At 50.0% G+C, this 21562-nt stretch carries 21 protein-coding genes and 3 pseudogenes; 13 read left to right on the top strand and 11 right to left on the bottom strand.

Going from position 1 to position 21562, the window contains the following annotated elements; genetic code table 11:
• The first annotated feature begins 255 nt into the window (after positions 1-255).
• On the top strand, positions 256-2718 hold the full coding sequence (locus tag K5Y33_RS13515; RefSeq protein ID WP_370634129.1) for a membrane-bound PQQ-dependent dehydrogenase, glucose/quinate/shikimate family: 2463 nt from the start codon (positions 256-258) through the stop codon (positions 2716-2718).
• Between the two features lie 516 nt (positions 2719-3234).
• On the opposite strand, the gene K5Y33_RS13510 is transcribed toward K5Y33_RS13515, so the two are convergent.
• On the bottom strand, positions 3235-3834 hold the full coding sequence (locus K5Y33_RS13510; RefSeq protein WP_222234232.1) for a TetR/AcrR family transcriptional regulator: 600 nt from the start codon (positions 3832-3834) through the stop codon (positions 3235-3237).
• Between the two features lie 169 nt (positions 3835-4003).
• On the opposite strand from K5Y33_RS13510, the pseudogene K5Y33_RS23700 reads away from it, so the two are divergent.
• From K5Y33_RS23700 to K5Y33_RS13495, 4 genes and pseudogenes are all read left to right on the top strand, one after another.
• Positions 4004-4252, top strand: a pseudogene (locus tag K5Y33_RS23700) (glutathione S-transferase N-terminal domain-containing protein); the annotation flags it as partial.
• Positions 4219-4443: a hypothetical protein gene (locus K5Y33_RS23695; RefSeq protein WP_370634128.1), complete on the top strand. Its 225-nt coding sequence runs from the start codon at positions 4219-4221 to the stop codon at positions 4441-4443. The pseudogene K5Y33_RS23700 and the gene K5Y33_RS23695, both read left to right, overlap by 34 nt.
• Positions 4444-4470: 27 nt before the next feature.
• On the top strand, positions 4471-4770 hold the full coding sequence (locus K5Y33_RS13500; RefSeq protein ID WP_110868401.1) for a putative quinol monooxygenase: 300 nt from the start codon (positions 4471-4473) through the stop codon (positions 4768-4770).
• A gap of 178 nt (positions 4771-4948) precedes the next feature.
• Positions 4949-5647, top strand: coding sequence for a FadR/GntR family transcriptional regulator (locus tag K5Y33_RS13495; RefSeq protein ID WP_222234230.1), 699 nt, complete (start codon positions 4949-4951; stop codon positions 5645-5647).
• Between the two features lie 42 nt (positions 5648-5689).
• Here the strand turns inward: K5Y33_RS13495 and K5Y33_RS13490 are convergent, their stop codons facing one another.
• From K5Y33_RS13490 to K5Y33_RS13480, 3 genes are all read right to left on the bottom strand, one after another.
• Positions 5690-7024, bottom strand: a complete 1335-nt coding sequence (locus K5Y33_RS13490) for an MFS transporter (protein WP_222234229.1) — start codon at positions 7022-7024, stop codon at positions 5690-5692.
• Between the two features lie 95 nt (positions 7025-7119).
• Positions 7120-8112, bottom strand: a complete 993-nt coding sequence (locus K5Y33_RS13485) for a transketolase family protein (RefSeq protein ID WP_222234228.1) — start codon at positions 8110-8112, stop codon at positions 7120-7122.
• 28 nt (positions 8113-8140) lie between these two features.
• Positions 8141-8977 (bottom strand): transketolase, encoded by an 837-nt coding sequence (locus K5Y33_RS13480; protein WP_222234227.1) that lies wholly within the window; start codon positions 8975-8977, stop codon positions 8141-8143.
• A gap of 203 nt (positions 8978-9180) precedes the next feature.
• Between K5Y33_RS13480 and K5Y33_RS13475 the strand changes: the two genes are divergently transcribed.
• On the top strand, positions 9181-10143 hold the full coding sequence (locus tag K5Y33_RS13475) for a LysR substrate-binding domain-containing protein (protein ID WP_222234226.1): 963 nt from the start codon (positions 9181-9183) through the stop codon (positions 10141-10143).
• A 342-nt stretch (positions 10144-10485) separates the two neighbouring features.
• Here K5Y33_RS13475 and K5Y33_RS13470 read toward each other — a convergent pair.
• Positions 10486-10602 (bottom strand): annotated as a pseudogene (locus K5Y33_RS13470) (SDR family NAD(P)-dependent oxidoreductase); the annotation flags it as partial.
• A gap of 136 nt (positions 10603-10738) precedes the next feature.
• Between K5Y33_RS13470 and K5Y33_RS13465 the strand changes: the two are divergent.
• Both K5Y33_RS13465 and K5Y33_RS13460 read left to right on the top strand, forming a co-directional pair.
• Positions 10739-11338 carry a TetR/AcrR family transcriptional regulator gene (locus tag K5Y33_RS13465; protein WP_255610313.1) on the top strand — a complete coding sequence of 200 codons (600 nt, stop codon included), beginning with the start codon at positions 10739-10741 and terminating at the stop codon, positions 11336-11338.
• Positions 11339-11354: 16 nt separating this feature from the next.
• A complete protein-coding gene (locus tag K5Y33_RS13460) occupies positions 11355-11747 on the top strand; it encodes a VOC family protein (protein ID WP_222234224.1) in 393 nt (130 codons plus the stop codon).
• A 140-nt stretch (positions 11748-11887) separates the two neighbouring features.
• On the opposite strand, the gene K5Y33_RS13455 is transcribed toward K5Y33_RS13460, so the two are convergent.
• Positions 11888-12838, bottom strand: a complete 951-nt coding sequence (locus K5Y33_RS13455; protein ID WP_222234223.1) for an AraC family transcriptional regulator — start codon at positions 12836-12838, stop codon at positions 11888-11890.
• A gap of 96 nt (positions 12839-12934) precedes the next feature.
• Here K5Y33_RS13455 and K5Y33_RS13450 point away from each other — a divergent pair.
• From K5Y33_RS13450 to K5Y33_RS13435, 4 genes and pseudogenes are all read left to right on the top strand, one after another.
• Positions 12935-13677 (top strand): annotated as a pseudogene (locus K5Y33_RS13450) (SDR family NAD(P)-dependent oxidoreductase).
• A 17-nt stretch (positions 13678-13694) separates the two neighbouring features.
• The gene (locus K5Y33_RS13445) at positions 13695-14099 is read left to right on the top strand and encodes a VOC family protein (RefSeq protein WP_222234222.1); all 405 of its coding nucleotides are present in this window, start codon (positions 13695-13697) and stop codon (positions 14097-14099) included.
• Positions 14096-14338, top strand: coding sequence for a hypothetical protein (locus K5Y33_RS13440; protein WP_110868392.1), 243 nt, complete (start codon positions 14096-14098; stop codon positions 14336-14338). The genes K5Y33_RS13445 and K5Y33_RS13440 overlap by 4 nt, the downstream gene beginning before the upstream one ends.
• A 381-nt stretch (positions 14339-14719) precedes the next feature.
• Positions 14720-15622, top strand: coding sequence for a GGDEF domain-containing protein (locus K5Y33_RS13435; protein WP_110868391.1), 903 nt, complete (start codon positions 14720-14722; stop codon positions 15620-15622).
• A gap of 184 nt (positions 15623-15806) precedes the next feature.
• Here K5Y33_RS13435 and K5Y33_RS13430 read toward each other — a convergent pair whose 3' ends face one another.
• From K5Y33_RS13430 to K5Y33_RS13420, 3 genes are all read right to left on the bottom strand, one after another.
• Positions 15807-16190 (bottom strand): Rid family hydrolase, encoded by a 384-nt coding sequence (locus K5Y33_RS13430; protein WP_222234221.1) that lies wholly within the window; start codon positions 16188-16190, stop codon positions 15807-15809.
• Positions 16191-16553: 363 nt separating this feature from the next.
• Positions 16554-18011: an MFS transporter gene (locus K5Y33_RS13425; RefSeq protein WP_110868390.1), complete on the bottom strand. Its 1458-nt coding sequence runs from the start codon at positions 18009-18011 to the stop codon at positions 16554-16556.
• 117 nt (positions 18012-18128) lie between these two features.
• A complete protein-coding gene (locus tag K5Y33_RS13420) occupies positions 18129-18875 on the bottom strand; it encodes an SDR family NAD(P)-dependent oxidoreductase (protein ID WP_222234220.1) in 747 nt (248 codons plus the stop codon).
• Between the two features lie 129 nt (positions 18876-19004).
• Between K5Y33_RS13420 and K5Y33_RS13415 the strand changes: the two genes are divergently transcribed.
• The gene (locus K5Y33_RS13415; protein WP_222234219.1) at positions 19005-19865 is read left to right on the top strand and encodes a LysR family transcriptional regulator; all 861 of its coding nucleotides are present in this window, start codon (positions 19005-19007) and stop codon (positions 19863-19865) included.
• 76 nt (positions 19866-19941) lie between these two features.
• Here K5Y33_RS13415 and K5Y33_RS13410 read toward each other — a convergent pair whose 3' ends face one another.
• Both K5Y33_RS13410 and K5Y33_RS13405 read right to left on the bottom strand, forming a co-directional pair.
• Complete coding sequence (locus K5Y33_RS13410) at positions 19942-20520, bottom strand: DUF308 domain-containing protein (protein ID WP_222234218.1); 579 nt, start codon at positions 20518-20520, stop codon at positions 19942-19944.
• A gap of 216 nt (positions 20521-20736) precedes the next feature.
• Positions 20737-21390 carry a hypothetical protein gene (locus K5Y33_RS13405; protein WP_146222860.1) on the bottom strand — a complete coding sequence of 218 codons (654 nt, stop codon included), beginning with the start codon at positions 21388-21390 and terminating at the stop codon, positions 20737-20739.
• Between the last annotated feature and the right edge of the window lie 172 nt (positions 21391-21562).

Here is a 21562-nt window from a genome sequence, read left to right as displayed (position 1 = left end):
ATAAATAAAGCAGATATTTTATGAACCCAACCATCTGATTAATACCTCACTACTCAAGCGCACCTGCCCCTTAAAACTATAGGCATACATTTTCATTCTTAATATACTGAGTTTTTTCTCATGCACTCATGAATTAAAAGCCCATTGGATAATTAGTGCTTAATATAAATAACTGGTGTGACAAAATACTTACATCGTGATAACAATTTGCGCGCTTTATTTAGTTTAATTATTCATACAGGCAAGGTCATAATCGTGAATCAACCTTCAAACCTCAAGAACCGTCCAGGATGGGTCGGTAAACTGCTTGCAGCAATACTGTTGCTGTTGGGAATCTACATGCTTGCCGGCGGTGTCTGGCTTATTTCGCTGGGAGGTAACTGGTATTACGCCATTGCAGGCGTCCTCAGCATTCTGTCTGGGGTGGCCCTTTTCAGGGGGAAAGCTATTGCGGTTCTCTGGTTCAGCCTGCTGTTCTTCGGCACGCTGTTCTGGACGATATCTGAATCCGGTACGGATTACTGGCGCTGGGTGCCTCGTTTCGCACTGATACTGGTGCTGGCGATCGCGTTCTCCTTCCACCTGTCAACGCTGCTTCCACGCCTGCAGCGTAAGCACAGCGGGGCTGTGACGGGAGTACTGGTTCTCACCTTTATTGGCGCGGGCGGTCTGGCATTTCTTCCTCATAACACAATTGAGGCAAATGGTTTTCCAGCACCCGACGGTAAAAACTTTTTCGCTGACACCGGTACCGGAACCACTTCACAGGAGGTCAAAAATGACTGGCCTGCCTATGGTGGAAATTTGTCTGCAGCACGTTATTCTTCAACGTCACAGATTACGCCTGCAAACGTCAGTAAACTGAAGGTTGCCTGGCAGACGCATGCGGGAGATTTGCCACCAGGCGCTCGCTGGGGTACGGAGAACACGCCAATCAAAGTGGGTGACTTCCTGTATGTCTGTACCGCTGCCAACAACATCGTCGCCTTAGACCCTGCGACGGGAAAACAAAAATGGCGCTTTGACCCTAAAATTAACCGGGATGCGCTGCCTTACACTCCTGCATGCCGCTCTCTGGCCTATTTTGACGGTACTCAGAAGCCCTCTCAACAGCCTTCGCAGCCGGCTTCGGCTCCTGCTATTGCTGCTGTTTATCAACACTGTGATCGCAGGATCATTCTGGGCACGCTTGATGCCCGTGTATTCGAGGTGGATGCGCAGGACGGAACCCGTTGCACTGATTTCGGCAATAACGGCGAGGTATCGATCCTTAAGGATATGGGTGAAACCTACACCGGCTACGTTTCGATTACCTCCGGAGCGGTAGTGATCAGGGATACGATTATTGTTGGTCATCAGGTCATTGACGGCCAGCGTGTCTTTGGCCCGCCAGGCGTTACTAAAGCCTACGACGTTCGAACCGGCAAGCTAAAGTGGGCATGGGATGCTGCTAATCCTGAGGACGCCACGCCTAAGCACGGCAATGACGCTTACAAGCGCGGAAGTCCTAACGTTTGGACCTCGTTTACCGGTGATGAAAAACTGGGGCTGGTGTATCTTCCTGTCGCTAACCCTTCCGGTGACTACTGGAGCGCGCCGCGTACCCCTGCTGAGCTGAAGTATGGCGATTCGCTGGTAGCACTTGATATCAACACCGGGCTCCCGCACTGGAACTTCCAGACGACCCATCATGACATCTGGGATTTCGATCTGGGCTCACCACCTACCCTCGTTGACTATCCTCAGGCTGATGGCAGTAAAATTCCCGCCATCATTCTGCCGACCAAAAACGCTGAGCTTTACGTTCTTAATCGTGAAAACGGCAAGCCGCTGTTTGATGTGATTGAAAAGCCAGCGCCACAGGGAGGAACCGACCCGGATAAGCGTTCGCCGACCCAGCCATATTCCACTTTCAATAGCATGCGCAAACCGGATCTGACGCCTGCCAGTACCTGGGGGCTGACGCCATTGGACCAGCTGTACTGCCGGATTAAATTCCAGCAGGCTGACTACAGAGGCGCCTATACGCCGGGCTCAATCGGAAGACCGTTTATTTCCTATCCGGGCTACAACGGCGGAAGTGACTGGGGTGGCGTTTCAGTTGACCCTGTGAATGGTCTTGTCATTGCCAACTATAACAACACCGTTAACTATACCGAGTTTGTGGCAAGGAGCGTTGCGGATAAGCTTCACGTCCATCCTTCGGATAAAATTGGCTATAACCTTGACACCCATGCCAGTCCGCTGACACCTCAGAGCGGCGCGCCGTTTGCGCTGAACATCAATCCGGGCTGGCAGAATGGCTTTACCGGCATGCTCTGCAACGAGCCCGCGTACGGTGGCATTCGTGCAATTGATTTGCGTACCGGGCACACCGTCTGGGATCGCCCGCTGGGGACGGCCAGGAAAAACGGTCCATTTGGCATTCCAACCGGTATGCCGATCAACATCGGAACGCCTAACAATGGGGGTTCTGCCGTAACCAAAGGCGGGCTGGTCTTCATTGCAGCCGCGACGGATGACCTTATCCGTGCCATTGATATTAGAACCGGGAAAACGGTCTGGTCAGCGCCACTGCCGGCAGGTGGCCAGGCAAATCCAATGGTTTATGAACAGAACGGTAAAGAGTATGTGGTGATCGAAGCAACCGGACATCATTTCATGAGAACAGGTAAAGGCGATTATGTCATCGCCTACGCGTTACCGGACACAATCTGATAGCCATCACGGCACCTGCGGGTGCCGTTTTTGCGGCTGCTACACTCAGCGATAATTAAATTTAAGGAGAGTGTATGAAGGATGAACACGCAAAAAAAACCGCAGCAGGTTTACCTGCAGCACGAACTCGTACTTCAGAGCGACAAAGCATGGAGCGGGCAGCCTTATTAGCACTATCCTTCGGGCAGGCCACAGCTTTCCGTCATGCGTATGACCCTCCCACCCACACGGAATTACCCCGGCATACCCACCCATGCCGATGCAGCCTAAGTGCTGTCAGGCAAGTTAACCATGCAGTAAAAAGAGACGGGGTAATGCTATACCCTTTATGCGAGTGAGACGCTTAACGAGACTACAGACAGCACGCAACGGGGATTTACCCTCGACGACGCGGTAGGAATGGTTAAATTTTATGTAGACGTGGAGGTGCAGGCTCTATCAGAGTCATTACAAGGACAGATGTCTGAGTTTTAGTTTTTTGCCGCCACTTTTTCGATTAAGGGTGTAAAACCCGACTCAATGCCCTATGCCCTTACACAGCACACGCGCACAGCCCATTGCCAGCTCTTCCAAAGTCATTTCATCCCGGGGAACCCTGGCAGCCTGATCGATCATCCCGACGAAGCATCGCGCGACCGTCAGCGCATCGACGTCCTTGCTGAATACCCCCAGCTCCTGCTCCTGTGCAATGTTGTCCGCGATCCATACGGCGAGCGAGGCTTTAGTTTCTGTGCAGCCCGGCGGCTGGAACAGACCAATTTCTGTCAGATCCGGATCTTCTGCGAGAAAACTCAGGAAACTGATAAAGCTGAACTGGAGACTTTTGACCAAGGCTTCTCCGCCGATGGGCTTTTGGATCAGCAAATCTTTCGTGATGATCCTGAGTCTGCGGCGAAACTCATGAACGAGCTCCTCATATGCGGCTTCTTTGCTGTCAAAATAGATGTAAAACGTGGGTTGGCTCAGCCCGCTGGCTTTGACGATATTGCTCACTTTAGTGCTGTGAAATCCCAGTCTGGCGAATTCGCGGCAGGCATGCTCCAGCAGGCGCTGGCGGGTTACTTCGCCTCTGGTAGGCTGCGGACTGTTCTGAGGCTGGGTAACGCGATGTGACAAAGCAGGGCTCCGATAAGTAAACTGGATGAGCAACGCATCTAGTGTAATCACTCTCTAACAGCTAAGTAAAATAAAGGATTATGTGTGGACACCAAGATTACTCACAAGTAACATTACTTTTGAGTAATGTTACTTGTGAGTAATCTAGAATCTACAGGGAGGCTGCTTGATGAAGTTATATATTTACGAGCATTGTCCATTCTGCGTCCGGGCCCGCATGATTTTCGGGATAAAGAAAATTCCTTTTGAACTGCGCGTTATGTCTGAAGCTGATGCTGAAACGCCCACCAGCATGGTCGGTAAAAAGATTGCTCCCATTCTTGAGAAGGACGACGGCACTTTCATGGCTGGGAGTAGGGATATCGTTCACTACGTTGATGGGCAGTGTGGCGGGAGGTTCCTGAAAGGCACAGGGAATGCCAGCTCGGTGAACTCGAGACTCTCCTGGAGTACTGGGAAGAAATCAATGAATCGGACTTCAGGCTTTATCCCTTATTGCGCTCGCTCACGATTGTCAATGACATCCGATTCGGTGCAAAGACGCGCATCTATCTTGATTTCATGTCTGCCCTGAGCGGCGTGAATAACTTGTTTGATCAGGCTCAATAAGCCAATTGTTACTATTCAGGAGGCACTATGACTGTACCGGTCGTCGCATTATTTACCGTTAAGGAAGGCTTTGAAGATAAGGTTCAAGAAATGTTTTGCAGCGTCATTGCGAGAACTCTGAGTGAAGAAGGCTGCATTACTTATCAGCTTAACCAGGACGCAGAGAATCCCCGTCGTTTTGTCTGGACCGAAGAATGGTCTTCTCTTGACCTACTGCAAAAGCATCTGAATGCTGACCATATCGTTAAACTCTTCAGCGAACTCCCGCCGTATATTGAGCATTCAGAAGTCGTGGCACTGAAAAAAATAGCGGGCGGAAACGCCTGAAACCATCTGACCGGCAGGTAATGGTCTGATTTCATTACCTGCGGGGAGAACAGGTAACTTTTGCTCAGAAGGCTGTTCTGTCCCCGCCCGGCACGCCTCTTATGTTGTCATCCCCTGATGCAGGCGTTAGGATATTCGGTAACCCACCCGCCCTCTGTAATCATCTTATGTGATAAACATGACCGGAATCCCCGAAGAAAGTCAGTCCCTGATCAAACGGATACTCGCGACTGCTGCGATTGATAAAAATGGCATATACAGACTGCCTTCTGAACGGGTCCTGGCGGAAAAAATGGGGGTTCAGCGATCCATTATCCGAAATGCCCTTTCCTCTCTGGAATTTTTTGGTTTTATTGAGCGTAATCAGGGAAGCGGAACGTTTCTCAGAATGCCTCGCCTGTCATTTGCCAACCTCTATTTTGATATTGCCTCACAGTTAGGCTACATCTCGCTCGATACCATCGAAGACGCCCGGGAAATGTTCGAGAAAATGCTGGCCGAAGAAGCGGCCACGCATGCATCTGATGAAGAAATTGCCGAACTCGAACGCCTGAGCGATCTGATGGTGACGGTTGAAGGTTTTGAAGAAAAGGTTGAGGCAGACTATCAGTTTCACCTGGTGCTGGCTGGTATGACCCATAATCCTGTCATCATGCTTTTTTATCAGAGCATCGCTTCTTTCATCGCCGATTTGCTGAGAAAACGACGCAGCATCATGAAAGGTCTGAACGAATCGGAAACCCGCATTAACAGCAATCACAAAGATATTGTTAAGGCCATTGCGGCCCGCGATCCCGATGCCGCCAGGGCAGCCATGGAGGCACATTTCGCCCACTGGGAGCGGGAAAATATGCTGATGAATCTGCTTATGCAGTGATCGTGCAACCGGCTGCGTGCAGCCGGTTACATTGGCTGTTTATCACTCCAGTTCAGCACCTGCAGGCAGAGGTTCACGAATGGTAAAGACCACCACCAGACAAAGTGCTGCGGCGATACCCAGCGTGATGAACACCGCATTCCAGCTGTAGTTATCCAGCAATACTCCGACGATCAGAGGCATACACACCGCTCCCAGCTGCCCGCCCATGTTAATAATCGCGTAAGCGACCGGATAGGTTTCCCTGGACGCCCGAGCCATGGCATATACCGAGTAAGCTGAGTACCCCAGCGCTATCAGAAATCCCAGGCAGAACAGCAGCAGGCCCAGCAGGTAGGGGTTCTGTGGCGCTATAGTCATCAACCCTGTCATCACAATCGTGCAGACTGCACTGAACATCATCAGGGGCTTACGGCGCTTGGCCAGCAGATTATCCGAAATCCAGCCGCCGCAAAGATTCCCTATCACGTTTCCGGCGAACGGCGTGGCAGCCAGCGCCGCGGAAGCCACGATGGACAGCTTGTGTTCCTGCAGAAGATATTTTGGCAGCCAGGACATAATCACGCCGTCAACAATCCCCACCATGCACATGTAACCGATTGCTGCACCGTAAATATCCCATGACCGGAAAATAGACCGGGATGAGTCGAGTGGGGTGAGCTTTGTCGTTCTGATCATGCGGTCAATGAAGCCATAGCGGAACGCCCGGCTTTTGAAACGTCGCTTGCTCCCTTCTTCATCACGGCTGACTTCCGCGATGTAATCCGCCTCCTGTTGATTCACAAAGCGACTTTCTGCCGGGGTATTCCTGACCAGGACATACCACACCAAAGCTAGAATGACTCCCGGTATTGAAAAGAACAGAAAGATATGGCGCCAGTCATAATTAATCAGAATCCAGGCACAGATGGGAGGAACCAGCAACGGGCCGAATTTTGAACCGGCCAGAAAAATGCCCGTGGCCGTCCCCTTCTCTTTCGTTGGAAACCAGTTGTTGATGGTGGCTGTTGAGCTGATCACGACGGGAGCTTCGCTGACGCCCACCAGCGCGCGCAGAATTTTAAGGTGCCAGACAGAATCAACTTTGCCCATCATAAACGTGAAGACGGATGTCAACAGCATACCGGCGGCATAGGAAAACCGGATCCCTTTACGTTTAACAAAAAAGCCCGCCGGGATCTGGCACAATCCGTAACCGGCAAAAAACAGGCTGATGATGAGACCTATCTCTGAATTGGTCAGGTCATATTCTTTCTGGATAAAAGGAATAGCGAAGCCGATGTTTGCCCGGTCTGCCTGTGCAACCATAAAGAGTATAAAAATGAGTGCTATCACAAACCATCTGTACTGACTCTTCCTTTTTAATTTATCAATCATGATAAGCCCTTTATCTTTCGGATATTTTCAATGGCAAGGCTTCAAACAGAGTTGCACACACCCCTGCACACGCAGAGGCGTGTGGATGACATGCTTTATTGTTTAATCCAGGATGCAATGTTGGAGGCAAGTGAACGTGCGGATATCTCATAGCGGTCATGAAGCGTTGGCAGCGCGCCAGCATCCAGGAATCTATCCGGCAGCCCGACCTGCCTGAATGGCCGGAATATTCCGTTTCGCATCAGCGCGGAGGCTACGGCTTCGCCCAGTCCGCCAATCACCGTGTGGTTTTCTGCGGTGATCACCAGACAGTGACGTTTTTCCGCCTCACGACAAATGGTTGCTTCATCCAGGGGTTTGATGGTTGGCGAGTGCAGTATCGCGACGCTGATGCCCTCTTTTTCCAGAATGTCACGGGCCTGAATGGCGCGCATGGTCATTAGGCCAGTCGAAATAATCAGCGCCTGGTGGCCGTCTGCCAGCAGCTTCGCTTTTCCGACCTCGAACCTGTAGTCAGGGAACCGATCCAGAATGACCGGCACTTTTCCTCGCAGCAAGCGCATATAGACAGGACCTTCATGTTCATATATGGCCGGAATAGCCTGCTGAATATCAATGGCATCGCATGGATCGATGATGGTCATGTTCGGCATGCCGCGAAAAATAGCAATGTCCTCGGTTGCCTGATGGCTGGGGCCATATCCCGTTGTGAGCCCCGGCAATGCACAGATGATTTTGACGTTAAGCTTTTCCTCTGCGATAGCCATACAGATGAAATCATAGGCTCGTCGTGCGGCGAACACGGCATAGGTGGTGACAAAAGGCGTAGCCCCCTCGCGGGCCAGCCCTGCAGCGGCGCTCATCAGCAGCTGCTCAGCCATACCCATCTGATAAAACCGTTCCGGGAACTCGCGCGAGAAAATGTGCAAATCGGTATAGGCCGCCAGGTCTGCCGACATGCCGACGATATCATTGTGTTTTTTTGCGAGCTCGATCAGGGCATGGCCAAAGGGAGCCGGAATGGTTGCCTGCCCCTCTTCAGCAATTGAAGCAATCATGGCAGATGTGGTCAGTTTTTTAGTGGTCATAGTGGCCTCATTGAGTCGGAAGTGATTTTCAGATATGGCGTTTCAGGACATCAAGTGCCTGCTGCCACTCGGCATCAGCTACGCGAATGAAGTGATTTTTGTCTCTCTCTTCCAGGAAAGGCACTCCCTTGCCCATCAGCGTATCGAGAATGATCACGCGTGGCTGATCGCCCGCGTGATGCCGGGCCGCATCGAATGCACTGACAAGTGCCTGCAAATCGTGCCCGTTCACGCGCTGAGCAAACCAGCCAAACGCCTCAAACTTTTTATCGACCGGCTCGGTGGCCAGAACTTCCTGACTGTCTCCGTCCGCCTGTTGGCGGTTAACATCTACCAGCGCGATCAGGTTGTTGAGCTTCCAGTGGCTGGCGGAAAGCGCGGCCTCCCACGTCGACCCTTCATTCAGCTCACCGTCCGACAGCAGGTTATACACCGCCGCATTGTTCCCTTTTCTCTTAAGGCCCAGCGCCATGCCAACAGCAATACCCAAACCATGCCCTAGCGAGCCGCCGGTAATTTCCATCCCCGGGGTATAGGCCGCCATGCCGGACATCGGCAGAATGCTGTTGTCGCTACCGTAATTCTCAATCTCATGCTCAGGAATGATTTTTGCCTCGATGAGAGCGGCGTACAGGCCAATTGCGTAATGACCGATTGAAAGCAGAAAGCGGTCACGACCTTCCCATTCAGGATCTTCCGCCCGGAAGGACATGGCATGGAAATAGGCCACCGTGAGCGCATCGGCAATGCCCAATGCCTGCCCTATGTAGCCCTGTCCCTGCACGGCGCCCATACGCAGGGCATGCCGCCGAAGCGAATAAGCATGTTCAGAAAGGCCGTGAAGGTTGTGATTCAGTTCTGTCATCAGAAGTTCCCTTGAGTGGTATTGTCTTAATGGTTTACCACTTAACAATAAACCCCATTCATATGTCCATTTACGCTTGCTGTGTAAATACAGAACTGTGAGAGCGATCTCGACAAATGGTTAACCACTTAGTGAGGATTGACTGTGATCGCCTTTTTGAAGCTGATAAAATAGGGTCAGTCTGGTGTTACAAGGTTTGAAAAATGAGAAATTATGCGGAGATCCCTTCACTGAAGTGTCTCCAGGTTTTTGAGCATATTGCTCGGGCGGGAAACGTGGTTCGTGCGGCTGAAGCGTTGGGTATTTCCGCGTCAGCCGCGAGCCATCAGCTAGCCACGCTGGAAAAGAGCCTGGAGTGCCAGCTGTTCGAACGTCACGCTGCCGGCGTGAAACTGACCGCCAGGGGAGAAGCTTACCTGGAGATCATTGGCGTGCATCTACAGGGGCTGATTCAGGCAACCGCGGAGATGAAGGCCGCAGGCCGCGTGAACAAAATCCATATTCACAGCTCACCCACCTTCGGCTACCTGTGGCTTTTACCGCGCATTCAGTCATTTCAGCAGCAGTATCCCGGCACCGAAGTCACGCTGGCCTGCTCGTATGAGGACGTGGATTTCGGACGCGGCGAAGTGGATATCGCTATCCGACATGGCTTTCCGTCATGGGAAGGTTTCGATATCAGGTCCGTGAGAAATGAACGCATTCTGCCCATGGCATCACCGGAGTACCTTGCGCACGCACCCGTCAGTGCGCCAAAGGATTTGATCTCACGCAGGCTTATCTATTCGGAAAATACATTACTACGCTGGCCTGAGTGGTTCCGGGCACATAACATCGTCCAGCCCGCCCAGCCCTGGCTTTTCAGGTTTGATCGCTCATATATGAGCCTGGAAGCCGCCGCGATGGGGCACGGTGTGGTGCTTGAAAGCGAGCTTCTGGCAGAGAAATTCCTGCGTCAGGGTACGTTGGTCAGGATCCTTCCTGAGCAGTTTAGCCATACCATCAGCGCACATCATCTCGTCATGCCGCTGGGCTACCGGAGCAGGCCAAAGCTGCAGAATTTTCTGGGATGGTTTGAAGAAAATTTAGCCTCTGCCGGGACTGTAAATACACCTGCCCTTACCGGCTCGTCCGACAGTCAGACAACGTCCGTATCTCCATCATAATCCGGGTGCATAAGATGCTCTTTAGCCCTATAGCTTTAGGCTGAAGACTTCCTTTTCACTTGATGAAAGAGAGGAAATATCCATAGGGCTGATAGCAAAAGTCAGCATCATGAACTGACACTTCTCACTCATAGCGGGTATACGCTCCCTGCATCAGTCAGCATTTTGCCAAAAGCAGACATGCGCACTGGGCCAACACAACGGGTGAGCGAGAGTAATTTTTTAAATGAACATACCTACCCTCTGTCAGGACTGAGAGGTGCCCCCGTCAGCGAACAGCTCTATACCATTCACATAACTTTAGGCATCACTGTTTACCGCCTCTTAAAGGGGTTGTGCATTTCGGCCAGTGATAATGACGTCTGCGCCTTCGTCGCTCAGATTTTTCGCTATAGCCAGACCAATGCCGCTTCCACCACCAGTGATAACGACTACCTTTCTATCAAATGACTGATTCATAATTACACCATGTGTTTCTCTGTAGTGGTCACTACAATAAGTCTTGAACAGGCTGTCACTAACCTCTTGTAGCGGTCACTACAATAAAGTTTTAAGATGGCAGTCAGAAACACCTCTGATGCAACGGATAAAAACTATGCGCGATACCGAAAAAACAATTAAAGCACCCAGGCGTGTATTTGACAGAGAGTCCGGCGTGCAGATAGCTAAAGCGCTGTTTCATCAGCGTGGTTATGATGCTGTGGGTATCACGGAACTGACAAAGACGCTGAATATAAATCCTCCCAGCCTTTACGCCGCTTACGGTAGTAAAGCAGGGCTGTTTGAACGCTGCCTTGAACTCTATGTTGCAGAAGGAAACCTGCCGGCGGACAAAATCCTGACTCAGTGCAGGCCGCTGAATGAGGCGGTTGCAGATCTTTTTATGACTGCTGCACGTTTATACGCCCGATCCTCAGTCCAGCGAGGCTGTCTTGTGGCTGAAGGTATGCGTGCCGATGATCCGCAGGCCCGCGAGCTGGCAAGTCGCTATGGTGAGGCAGGAATTCAGTTCATCAGAAGTTATATCCGGCAGTATGAACCTGCACGGGACCGGGAGCTTTCTGATTATGTCGTGACAACGCTGCGGGGATTTTCTGCAGCCGCAGTAACGGGACTGTCAAAAGCCAGGTTAACTGCCGTGGCTCAGCTGGCCGGTCAGGCATTCAGCGCTCTCCTAACGCCAAAAATTGTTTAATCAGGAGGTAAAAGTTATGTCTGTTATCGACCATGTTGAGATTGCTGTAAAAAATGCTCTGGTATCGCTCAAATTCTTTGAAGCAGCCCTCGCTCCGCTGGGGTTCAGCTTGGTTGTTTCTGTACCCCCGGATCGGACTCTAACTGGTGGTGCCCGGTATGGATTGGGCCCGGAGGGGTACCCGAGGCTCTGGCTTCATGATAAAGACATAACAGGCGCTTCAACACATCTGGCTTTTGCTGCCAGTGAACGGGCCATAGTCGACGAATTCTGGCGTGCCGCTCTACAGGTAGGCGGTAGAGACAATGGCGAACCGGGAATTCGCCATCATTACCACTCTCACTATTACGCCGCTTATATCTTAGACCCTGACGGTAATAACATCGAAGTCGTCTGTCAGAAAGGATGAGTAAGATGGCCGGACGTCACTTTGCGAAATTGAACCCCATCTGAATTACGGCCTGTTAGTTTCGCCTGGCTGCTACCCGCGAAGTGAAATATCGTGTGGTGAGTTATTGCTTTGTTACGTCAGCAAAATTTACTGCCGCATCAAACGTGGTGATTCAGCGGGCTTTCTGCACCATCAGCGTCGTACTTTAAACTTGCAACGTCTTTCAAAGGAGAGCGGCCAAAGAAACGGGCGTACTCGCGATTAAACTGAGGCACGCTGCGATAACCCACCTCCATGGCAACAGACGTGACGCTCTGCTGGCGCGCCAGTAATTTGGTTCTGGCATGGAGAAGACGGACGCGCTTCTGATACTGGACCGGACTCATGTTTGTCACGGACTTAAAATGACGATGAAAAGCCGATACGCTCATGGCTTCCTGTGCGGCCAGTGATTCAACCACAAATTCATAAGCAAAATTATGTCTTATCCAGCGAATCGCATTACCTATCCGCGCCAGCATGGTTCCCGGTGAAGCGATATTCCTCAGCATCCAGCCATGTGGGCCTTTCAAAACATAATATAGGATTTCACGTTCATATACCGGTGCGAGAGCCGGGATATCTTCAGGGCTCTTCATCAGGCGAAGCATTCTTACCCAGGCATCCAGCAGCTCGGGCGTGACGGCAGCAACGGAAAAAGCACCCGACTGTGGATCAGCCTTCACGGGAGGTAAATCAGCCAACAACGTCGCTATCCGCTCAGGTTTCAGGTTCAGACTGATCGCGAGATAAGGAGCACCGGTGACCTCGGGAAGGACTTCGCCTACGGCTGGCAAATCTACTGACATGACAAAGTAAGAAGCAGGGTTGTAGTGGAATATCCGGTCACCTACCGTCATGGATTTACTTCCCCGCAGTATGAGATTAACCATCGGCTCATAGACCGCAGCCAGAGCATGCGCGGGAACGTCCCCCTGCACCATTGCCACACGCGGTATACCGGTTTCGGTTCGCCAGTTTCGGGCATGAGCGGCCAGAAGGCGCAGTTCGTCAAGCAGGGGTTCCAGTGTCAAGGTCAGCCTCCTCAGTATGATGATTAAAGCGAGCATAAAGCAGAAAAAGGCAAGAATCGAGCAGGAACGCAGAGGCTGAGCTGTCCCGGAGGTTTTATCCTTTTTCCTCTCGCAGACAGAAAGGATGAAACCTTGAAAATTGTACTGATTACCGGCGGCAGTGGCGGAATTGGCGCCAGCGTGGCGCAGCAGTGCGCGGCTAAAGGGATGGGGGTGATTGTGACTTATAACAGCCATCCTGAATCTGCCCTGAGGGTTGTGAAGGAGATTGAAGCGTCAGGCAGACATGCCGTTGCGCTGCATCTGGATGTGGCTCGCACCGAAACCTTCGGCACTTTCCGCGATGCCTTACTTGAGATAGTCAGTATCACCTGGGAACGTGAGCACATTGACGTGCTGGTAAACAACGCCGGGTTTGGGCTCTTCAACCCGATTGAAACGGTGACGGAGAGTGAGTTCGACACTCTTTTTGCCGTGCACCTGAAGGGCCCTTTTTTCCTGACCCAAAAGCTGCTGCCTCTGATTTGCGATGGAGGACAATCATCAACGTTACCAGCGCCACCACGCGCGTGGCCACGACAGGTGTTGCGCCCTACGCTGCCTTTAAAGGCGGCCTTGAAGTACTGACCCGCTATATGGCCAAAGAGTTCGGGCCGCGGCGCATCAGGGCAAACGCAGTCTCTCCGGGTGCAACCCGTACGTCGCTGGGCGGAGGACTGAACGAAGAATTTGAGAAACTGCTCGCCTCACAGACCGCGCTGGAACGCATGGGGGAGCCGGATGATGTCGGCCGGGTAATCGCAGGCCTGGTCTCTGATGACAGCGTCTGGATCAACGCACAATCCATCGAGGTTGCCGGCGGCTACCAAATCTGAATCCTTTCGGAGGTTTTATGCTGGATCATCTGTTTCTGACGGTCAGCGATACAGACCGTTCTGTCCGTTTTTATACGGAAGCGCTTGCTCCTCTCGGCATCACGGTTCGTCATGATTATGACGGAAAAGAGGGGCCGCCAGGCCACCCGGATTTGAAAGGGTTCGGTGTTCAAGGCCGGATCTTTTTCTGGCTACGCGAAGGAACTGTTGCGCCAGCTACTGTACATGTCGGGTTTGTCGCGCGAAATCAAACAATGGTGAATGAAGCCTATGCTTCAGCCATGCGTGCCGGCGCGTCTGACAATGGCGCACCTGGCGCCCGGCTTCACTACGATCCCCGCTACTACGCCGCCAGCGTTTTCGACCCCGATGGCTACAGCCTTGAATTTGTCTTTAAAGAATGGCAGCACCCTCAATCATGAAAACACTACTGATTTATGGCGCCACCGGATACACGGGACGTATGACCGCCGCACAGGCTAAAAGTGCCGGCCTGAATATTATCATTGCCGGCAGAAACAGGCAGCGACTGGGAGTATTTGCCGGTGAACTTGACGTCAGTATGCGGGTTTTCGGCCTGGAGGACACTGGTGAAATCGCGCACGCGCAGTTGCGGAAGTTACCGGGGCTGACGGGAAGATCCACCGACTTATGGCGCTGAGTATAAAGCCGCCAAGTTTTTATGCTGCATATGGCAGTAAGGTTAGACTGTATGAACGGAGCCTGAAGCGTTATTTTTCCCTCTTCACTCATTGCAGACCTCATTTCTAAACATGTCCCCTTTGTGCCAGAAATGGGCGCTGGTAGTCTTGCATTACATTAATAATTTCTGAGCAGGTCGGGTATATCCTGAACAATATTGAAACCATAAGTATCTAATCATAAATAGAAAGCAAATCAGCAGGATTGAGTTGGAAGCCTTTTTTTCTGCATGTGAAACAATAAATTAGCATACCTGATTAGTCACTTCAGCCACACAAACCATCACCTCCATAAATAATTATGTGGTACTATTTATACCTGACCAAAACAGGATAGCGTGATGAATTTCAAGATACATGACAAACTCATACATGAAGTTGAATCTCCTAAAGGACTTCTTTATAGGATGGTGATCACTTATACTTGCTTTATGGCAACCTTGATTATTGTTCTCTCTTTTGCTATTGGTGACACTTCAAAAATCAACTTTTATTTCTTCATTAATTCTTGCACTGTAGCAGTGATGGCATGGTTTATCAGGAAATCTTTTAATATCCAATCTACTGAGGTGAACTTGCTTGTTTTTAGAGTGAGTTTGTTTCTGCTTTTGAACTCATCCCTGGCTTCAATGGCAGGCGGACTGGGTTTAATAGAAAGAGATACAGCATCATTAATTGCTTCAATTATTTATATTCCAGCCATATTAATGATTATTTTTTTATTTGAAAAGTTTATATCCTACGTGAACCATAATTATAAATCAGCGGTTAATCTTTCACTTACAGACGAATTAACAGGGTTGCCTAACAGAAGACATTTGAATGTTATATTGAGAGGATTGGAGAACCGGTCAGGAACTATCTGCATTGCTGATATTGACCACTTCAAAAAAATTAATGACACATATGGTCATGAGGCTGGAGACAGGGTGTTGAGAGATACCGGGCTGAGGCTAAGTAATCTTGTAAGCGAGAATGTTTTTATTGCAAGATCGGGTGGTGAAGAATTTGCCATCGTTATCTTTGATAATATCAACGCAGAAGATATCATCAGAAAAATTAAAACTTCGGTTTCAGATGCATGCAACGGAAGTTTCGGTATCACGCTAAGCATTGGTGTGGCAACCAAGCTTAAACATGACTCATCTTCCTCTGCTATCAATGCAGCTGATGATGCCCTGTACAGAGCTAAGAGAGCAGGTAGAGATTGCATTATCTACGACCAGTCTTTTAAAAATAATTAATTTTCCATAAAAGGGAGGAAGAAAGTTAAGGAGAATTTCCGCCCTCTTTTGTTTGATTAACTGAAAGCTAACGGTTTTTATGGAAAAGTCGGATGTCCGCTTTTCGCTCATAGCGGAGCTGACATACCAGTCCGCTTAATGCCAGAAACCGACACAACTATTATTTTAGTGCCCACGCCTAAAACTATCTTTTGGCCACAATCCGCATTTCCACAAGGGCATTCTCAGGAATGAACTCTGACACGCCTATAGCTGACCAAGCTGGATATGGCGCCTTTACATACTCATCTTTTACTCTGGAAAAAACGTCGATATGTTTTTTGAGGTCAATGTGAAAAGTGGTCATCTCAAGTATGTGTTCATAGTTTAAACCAGCGGCATTTAAATAAACGCCAAGCTTATAAAAGGCATCATGAAATTGTTCTTCAGGATGCTTACTTATAGGTTTATCTCTTCGTGCTGCGGTAACACCGGAAAGATATACTGTGCCATCTGCTTCGATAACGGGGGAAAAGTGCCAACCATCGAAATAGTGTTGAAATTCTTCAGGGACGATAGATTTTTTCATAATTTCATCACCAGTTGATGAGTTAATAAATGTCAGCATTTACAACATTAAATGCTCTCAGCGCTCAGGATGTTCAACCTATCCACCCATTGCTCATTGAGCATAGAAGATATTGCCATGCGCGCATATCCTTATTGTGCCAGTCGCGGACGACTCTTATGTCACGATTCATTCATGAATACCGAATGAATCCCTGATACGATAAAATAAATAATCTGCCTGAAGTACGTGCAAAACAAAGAATTATCGTTGTGCATACTTCCTGCAGAAACTGCGCAGCCTGTCAGGAAACTAAAAATAAAAAAAAGTTCTCAGCTTGCTGCCTAATTATATGGCGCTTACCGTCAGCTGAGAACTGTCGCGTTACCTTTGAGATAAGCCATCCGGAGTCATGGAGCGATCAAAGGAGCGCCGAATTAGCCTGATACTTAACCCTGTCCCTACAGCCAGGCAGATAGCCATCGTCAGAAGCGCGACGATAAAAGCATGGGTAATGATTGCGACGCTGTTACCGTTCCCCAGCATGCTGTAAAAAATGCCGCCGATAACCGCGACACTTAGCGCAGTGCTAATTTGTAATGTCGAGCTGGTTACGCCAGCAATCATACCTGAAAACTGTGGCGCGACCCGGCCTGTCACCATCCGCACCAGAGTTGGCATTGCCAGCCCCTGCCCCAGCCCAGTCAGGAAAAGTAGCATGGCGAGCGGCAGCATCGCGGGAGAGTGACCGGGCATCGTCGTAGCGATCAATCCTGCCATACCTGCCAAACCTGCGGTTTCACATCCCATTCCGATGGCGCTAAGGTAATTTCCGGCATACTGCCTCAGATACGGTGTCAGTAACGGACCAATGAGAAATCCGACACCAAAGGGTAGAAAAAGCGTGCCTGCAACCAAGGCATTTAAATGTAAGGCACTCTGCAGATAGACAGAAAACAGAAGAAAGAACGCGCCGATTGAATAAAACAATAAAACAATCATAAGTCCCTGGCCTAGCCCTGGCGCACGTAACACGCTCGGGTTGAGCAGTGGCGATCCCCCTTTGCGACTGAGGTTGTGCTCATATCGCCATAACAGTGAGGCCAGCAGCGGGAAAGCAGAAAATAACAGCCACGTCCACCAGGGCCACCCCGCCTCACGCCCTTCGATTAGCGGCACAATCAGTGTACTCAGCGTTAATGTGGCCAGCAGTGTGCCAACGGGGTCAAGTCGCTGAGCAGCTCGCGGCCGTTTTTCTTGCAGCAGTGGCAGGCCAAAGAGAATCACCAGCAGCGTCACAGGCAGATTAATGAGAAAAATTGTCCGCCATCCAAGGTGGAAGAGATCGGCTGATATCAGAATGCCGCCCAGAACCTGTCCAATAACGGAGGCCAGACCAAACACGGCTCCATATATACTGAGCGCTAAGGGTCGCTCCGCTTCGGGGAAAATGGACTGCACGGCGGCGAGCGCCTGAGGAGCCATAATGGCGGCCGTGGCGCCCTGTAATATGCGTCCAGCAATCAGTATCCAGGATGACCAGGCAAAACCACACAGCAATGATGCCGCGGTAAAACCAATCAGCCCAAGAAAAAACATTTTTCCCCGACCATAAATATCGCCCAGACGACCTCCGGTGATTAATGTCACGGCATACACAGCGGCGTACGATGAAATGACCAGCTGTTCTGCTGAGGAAGATGTGCTCAATTCATTATGAATAGCAGGCAGTGCCACATTAACGATAAAAAAATCGAGCGGTGGCAAAAATGCACCTACCAATAAAATGACAAACATAGCCCAACGGCGTGGCTCGGCTTGCAGGATGCTATGTGCCGACATAGATCACTCCTTATGGAACGGTACGGTCCCTGTTAGGGATGTGTGGTCATCGCAGAATGCGCAGTTGACCAATCAGTGCAGGTGACGCCGCCTCGGGGAAGCGCAACACCGATCCGATCAGCGCATGCCGCCGGAAGCCAGAATAATCTCCCCAGTAATCCATCTGGCCTCATCGGAGGCGAGAAATGAGACGATTGGGGCGACGTCCTCCACCTGACCTATACGGCCAAGCGGCGTTTGCTCTTCATTCCAGGTTTGGAAGTCCGAGCCTATTGCGCCTGCGCTATGGCTTCCTTCCGTTTCGATCAGGCCCGGGTTGACCGCATTCACGCGAATTCCCCTGGGACCGAGCTCAAGTGAAAGCACACCGGTAATGGCATCAATCGCCCCCTTAGCACCGCTGTAGATGGCACTTTCAGCAATAAAGACTCGGGTGACGAATGAACTGATATTGATGATGCTGCTGCCGTGACCCAGGTGCGGTGCGGCCGCGGCGCTTACTAACAAGGGTCCAAGCACATTGATATCAAATTGCCTGCGGTACAGCGCTTCAGTGCTCTCTTCAATTTTGGCGAACTGGTAAACACCGGCGTTGTTCACCACGATGTCGAGCCGCCCGAAAAGAGCAATGCTGGTATTAATTAGTGCCTCGACCTCAGTCTGACTGGTGACATCCGCTGCGACTGCCACAGCCTCACCCTTGGTGGCTTTGATATCGACAACAACCTTTTCAGCAGCGTCTCTATCTGAGGCGTAATTGACGATAACCCTTGCACCATCAGCTGCCAGCTGACGGGCTATACCTGCTCCGATACCTTTTGAACCTCCGGTAACCAGAGCAACTTTGTCTTTTAATTTATGCATAATCTCAGCTTCCTGTTCGTGTCGCCTGAGGCGACGAATTTAAAGAAGCCATGGTGATGCCTGCAAAGTTGTTTGAGAACTGACACTTTTGTATATTGGATGTTCATTTTTGAACGGCGGAATCGAAGCATGGATTGGGGGGATGTTCAGGTATTGCTTGCGGTCATGCGTAACGGCTCATTCGGGAAAGCAGCCCTGAGTCTGGGCGTAAGTCATCCTACAGTAGGACGCCGTATCAAGGCGCTTGAGGATGAAGCGCAGCAGGCGCTGTTTCGCCGGACAACGGAGGGATTGGTGCTGACAGATGCCGGAGACGGGATCATTAAGCTGGCAGAAGCGATGGAAAATTCCGCGCTTGCCATGGAACGTCGTCTGGCAGGCAATCACGATCGCCTTGAAGGAATACTGAGAATATCATCAGCAGAATGGTTTACTAACTATGTGCTGGCCCCCGTGCTGAGTGAATTGACACGTCGTCATCCGGCGATTGTGCCGGAAATTATTGCAGGTTACCGCCTGCTCGATCTGTCGCGCCGTGATGCCGACATCGCGTTTCGCATCGTACCTTTTACCGATCCGAATATTGTTCAGCGCCGTTTGATGCGTGTGCCCTACGCACTTTATGGCACGCCACAGAATGCACAGGCACTGCTCAAAGCCCCCTCTTCGGTGGGGCTGATCCTGATGAATACTGGGCAGTCACACTTTCCTGACGTCTCATGGCTTCTTGATCATTTCCCGCAGTCAAAACCTGCCTTTAAAAGCACAAGCCGTGCGGTTCAGGCGCAGATGTGTCTGCGGGGGATGGGCATAGCCGTGCTGCCACGCCCTTTAGGTGATGCCACCACCGGGCTGCAGCGTATTGAAATGCCTGACATTCCGCCTTCAAGAGACATCTGGGTCGGCTACCATCAGGATCTTCGTCATATGGATCGCCTGCGCGCATTGCTGGATATCGCAGATATTATGTTAGCTTCAGAACAGGAATAGCCTGATGTGCCGGGTTATCAAGTTCGCCCTAAGCCGCCCATTAAATACTAATAGTCACACCATTTTTCCTGAACGCTCAGCAGGCAGCTTTATTTTTACGCCCATTCTTTATGGTCAGTGTGATGGCTGAAATCAGGAAATAGAGAACACCAAAAGCGGCGTAAGGTGCAACCGTGGTGACATCCAGAGCAGCATCACTACTCGCCAGTTTAAACATAAACACACCGGCCAATGCAGATTGCGCACCACTCAAGACCATAGCCCATTGTCCATTTGAATTTTTCCAGCGACGGATGGAAGCAGAAAGCTGCAATACACCAGAAAAAATCGCCCATATTCCAAAGACTTTAATGGTTGTATTCATGCTGATAGAAAGAGCCCAGATAATAGCCGCTGCGACCACCAGGCTAACGATAAAGTTAAATTTTTGGGGTGGGTTTAGTGCTAAGCCCCCTGACTGTCTTGCATCAAGATAATTGGCGAATGCGTCCCATGTAGGATACAAAACAAGCAGAATGGTACCAACTGTGGGATTATGTTTGCCAATGAATAGTGCAAGTGCAATCCAGATAATTGAACCCGCTGCACGAATATAATAATAAGATTGAAGCCATTGATTTTGAATGTAGGTAGATGTAGCGAAATTGGATTTCATTATGATTCTCCGAAATAGGTTGGACTTCACAGAATATTCCAGACGAATGATGGCCAAATTAGAGTCGGCAATTATTCAGTCGCAGAATTAAGAAAATGTGTAAAGCTTATAAAAACACGCTTTTTAAGGAAAAGCAGAGCGTATAAAAATGGTTGTTCGATAAAAAAGACGACACTGTGTCAAAAAATTAATCTTAATTTTTTAAACGGTTTTGGATTAACGATATAGGTTTAGGTCGTAAGCATTCTGGCGATAACCTGTTCTGTCTAACCTACGTAGTCTGCGTATACGCAAGGGCTGCCTTATGTAACCTGACACAGAGATCCGGACTAAGTCAGGAAAAACTCCGATAAAAAAGTAGGTTAAAGGCGCCATCACAGCAACCGGAATCGTTTGCTGACATTCATATTTGAAATCGGTATTAAGTGAATAACTGCAGGAATCTCTGCGTACTTCAGGATGTTTTTTGTTCATTATCACACACGAATCAGAAGCGGATTCAGGAACATATTCCGCCTTACTGACGTCAGCTATCTCCCTGCAAAAACCGCCAGTTACGCTACGTTGTCTAAGGTGTTCACAATACTGTTTTCCTGAAAAAGAAACTGACCTGAATGGCTGTAATAACATCTTCCTGCTAGCGAGTAGTTGAGCAACCAGCGAGTCGATGTCTGCCGGGTGTGGTGGCATACTGATCGATTGCTTCAATACGGCTGGCTCATTCAATCCATAATTTCCGGAGAGTTTGAGCTGAGTCTGTAAAAAGGGCTGAAAACCTGACGCAGTGGTAACAGAAGACCGGGAATTCATTCTTTCGATGTTTAATGCTGCCAGGTCCGGCATTGAATGCAAAGCGCGGATAGTGTTCATTAATAATTTCTCCATCAAAGTAAAGTCACATTGAAATAGCCTCAATTAAAATCCTCGCTGGCTATATCACTTCCTCCAAATCATGCTTACGTCGGTACGAACAAACACTGCATCACAGACCTACTAGAAGATAGTCTGAGTTGCGACAATGCCACCTGCATTTATTCTTTCT

This window comes from Pantoea sp. DY-17, assembly GCF_019795975.1.
In the GTDB taxonomy this organism is placed as follows: Bacteria; Pseudomonadota; Gammaproteobacteria; order Enterobacterales; family Enterobacteriaceae; genus Pantoea; species Pantoea leporis.
This window is presented reverse-complemented; position numbering and strand designations above follow the sequence as displayed.

Bases quoted from the DNA above. Each gene is read 5' to 3' on its own strand.
- K5Y33_RS13460 (WP_222234224.1), top strand. From the start codon at position 11,355: ATGTCTGTTATCGACCATGTTGAGATTGCTGTAAAAAATGCTCTGGTA.
- K5Y33_RS13410 (WP_222234218.1), bottom strand. From the start codon at position 20,520: ATGAAATCCAATTTCGCTACATCTACCTACATTCAAAATCAATGGCTT.
- K5Y33_RS13475 (WP_222234226.1), top strand. From the start codon at position 9,181: ATGAGAAATTATGCGGAGATCCCTTCACTGAAGTGTCTCCAGGTTTTT.
- K5Y33_RS13440 (WP_110868392.1), top strand. From the start codon at position 14,096: ATGAAAACACTACTGATTTATGGCGCCACCGGATACACGGGACGTATG.
- K5Y33_RS13465 (WP_255610313.1), top strand. From the start codon at position 10,739: ATGCGCGATACCGAAAAAACAATTAAAGCACCCAGGCGTGTATTTGAC.
- K5Y33_RS13405 (WP_146222860.1), bottom strand. From the start codon at position 21,390: ATGAACACTATCCGCGCTTTGCATTCAATGCCGGACCTGGCAGCATTA.
- K5Y33_RS13425 (WP_110868390.1), bottom strand. From the start codon at position 18,011: ATGTCGGCACATAGCATCCTGCAAGCCGAGCCACGCCGTTGGGCTATG.
- K5Y33_RS13420 (WP_222234220.1), bottom strand. From the start codon at position 18,875: ATGCATAAATTAAAAGACAAAGTTGCTCTGGTTACCGGAGGTTCAAAA.
- K5Y33_RS13495 (WP_222234230.1), top strand. From the start codon at position 4,949: ATGACCGGAATCCCCGAAGAAAGTCAGTCCCTGATCAAACGGATACTC.
- K5Y33_RS13430 (WP_222234221.1), bottom strand. From the start codon at position 16,190: ATGAAAAAATCTATCGTCCCTGAAGAATTTCAACACTATTTCGATGGT.
- K5Y33_RS13500 (WP_110868401.1), top strand. From the start codon at position 4,471: ATGACTGTACCGGTCGTCGCATTATTTACCGTTAAGGAAGGCTTTGAA.
- K5Y33_RS13415 (WP_222234219.1), top strand. From the start codon at position 19,005: ATGGATTGGGGGGATGTTCAGGTATTGCTTGCGGTCATGCGTAACGGC.
- K5Y33_RS13445 (WP_222234222.1), top strand. From the start codon at position 13,695: ATGCTGGATCATCTGTTTCTGACGGTCAGCGATACAGACCGTTCTGTC.
- K5Y33_RS13435 (WP_110868391.1), top strand. From the start codon at position 14,720: ATGAATTTCAAGATACATGACAAACTCATACATGAAGTTGAATCTCCT.
- K5Y33_RS13455 (WP_222234223.1), bottom strand. From the start codon at position 12,838: ATGCTCGCTTTAATCATCATACTGAGGAGGCTGACCTTGACACTGGAA.
- K5Y33_RS13490 (WP_222234229.1), bottom strand. From the start codon at position 7,024: ATGATTGATAAATTAAAAAGGAAGAGTCAGTACAGATGGTTTGTGATA.
- K5Y33_RS13485 (WP_222234228.1), bottom strand. From the start codon at position 8,112: ATGACCACTAAAAAACTGACCACATCTGCCATGATTGCTTCAATTGCT.
- K5Y33_RS13480 (WP_222234227.1), bottom strand. From the start codon at position 8,977: ATGACAGAACTGAATCACAACCTTCACGGCCTTTCTGAACATGCTTAT.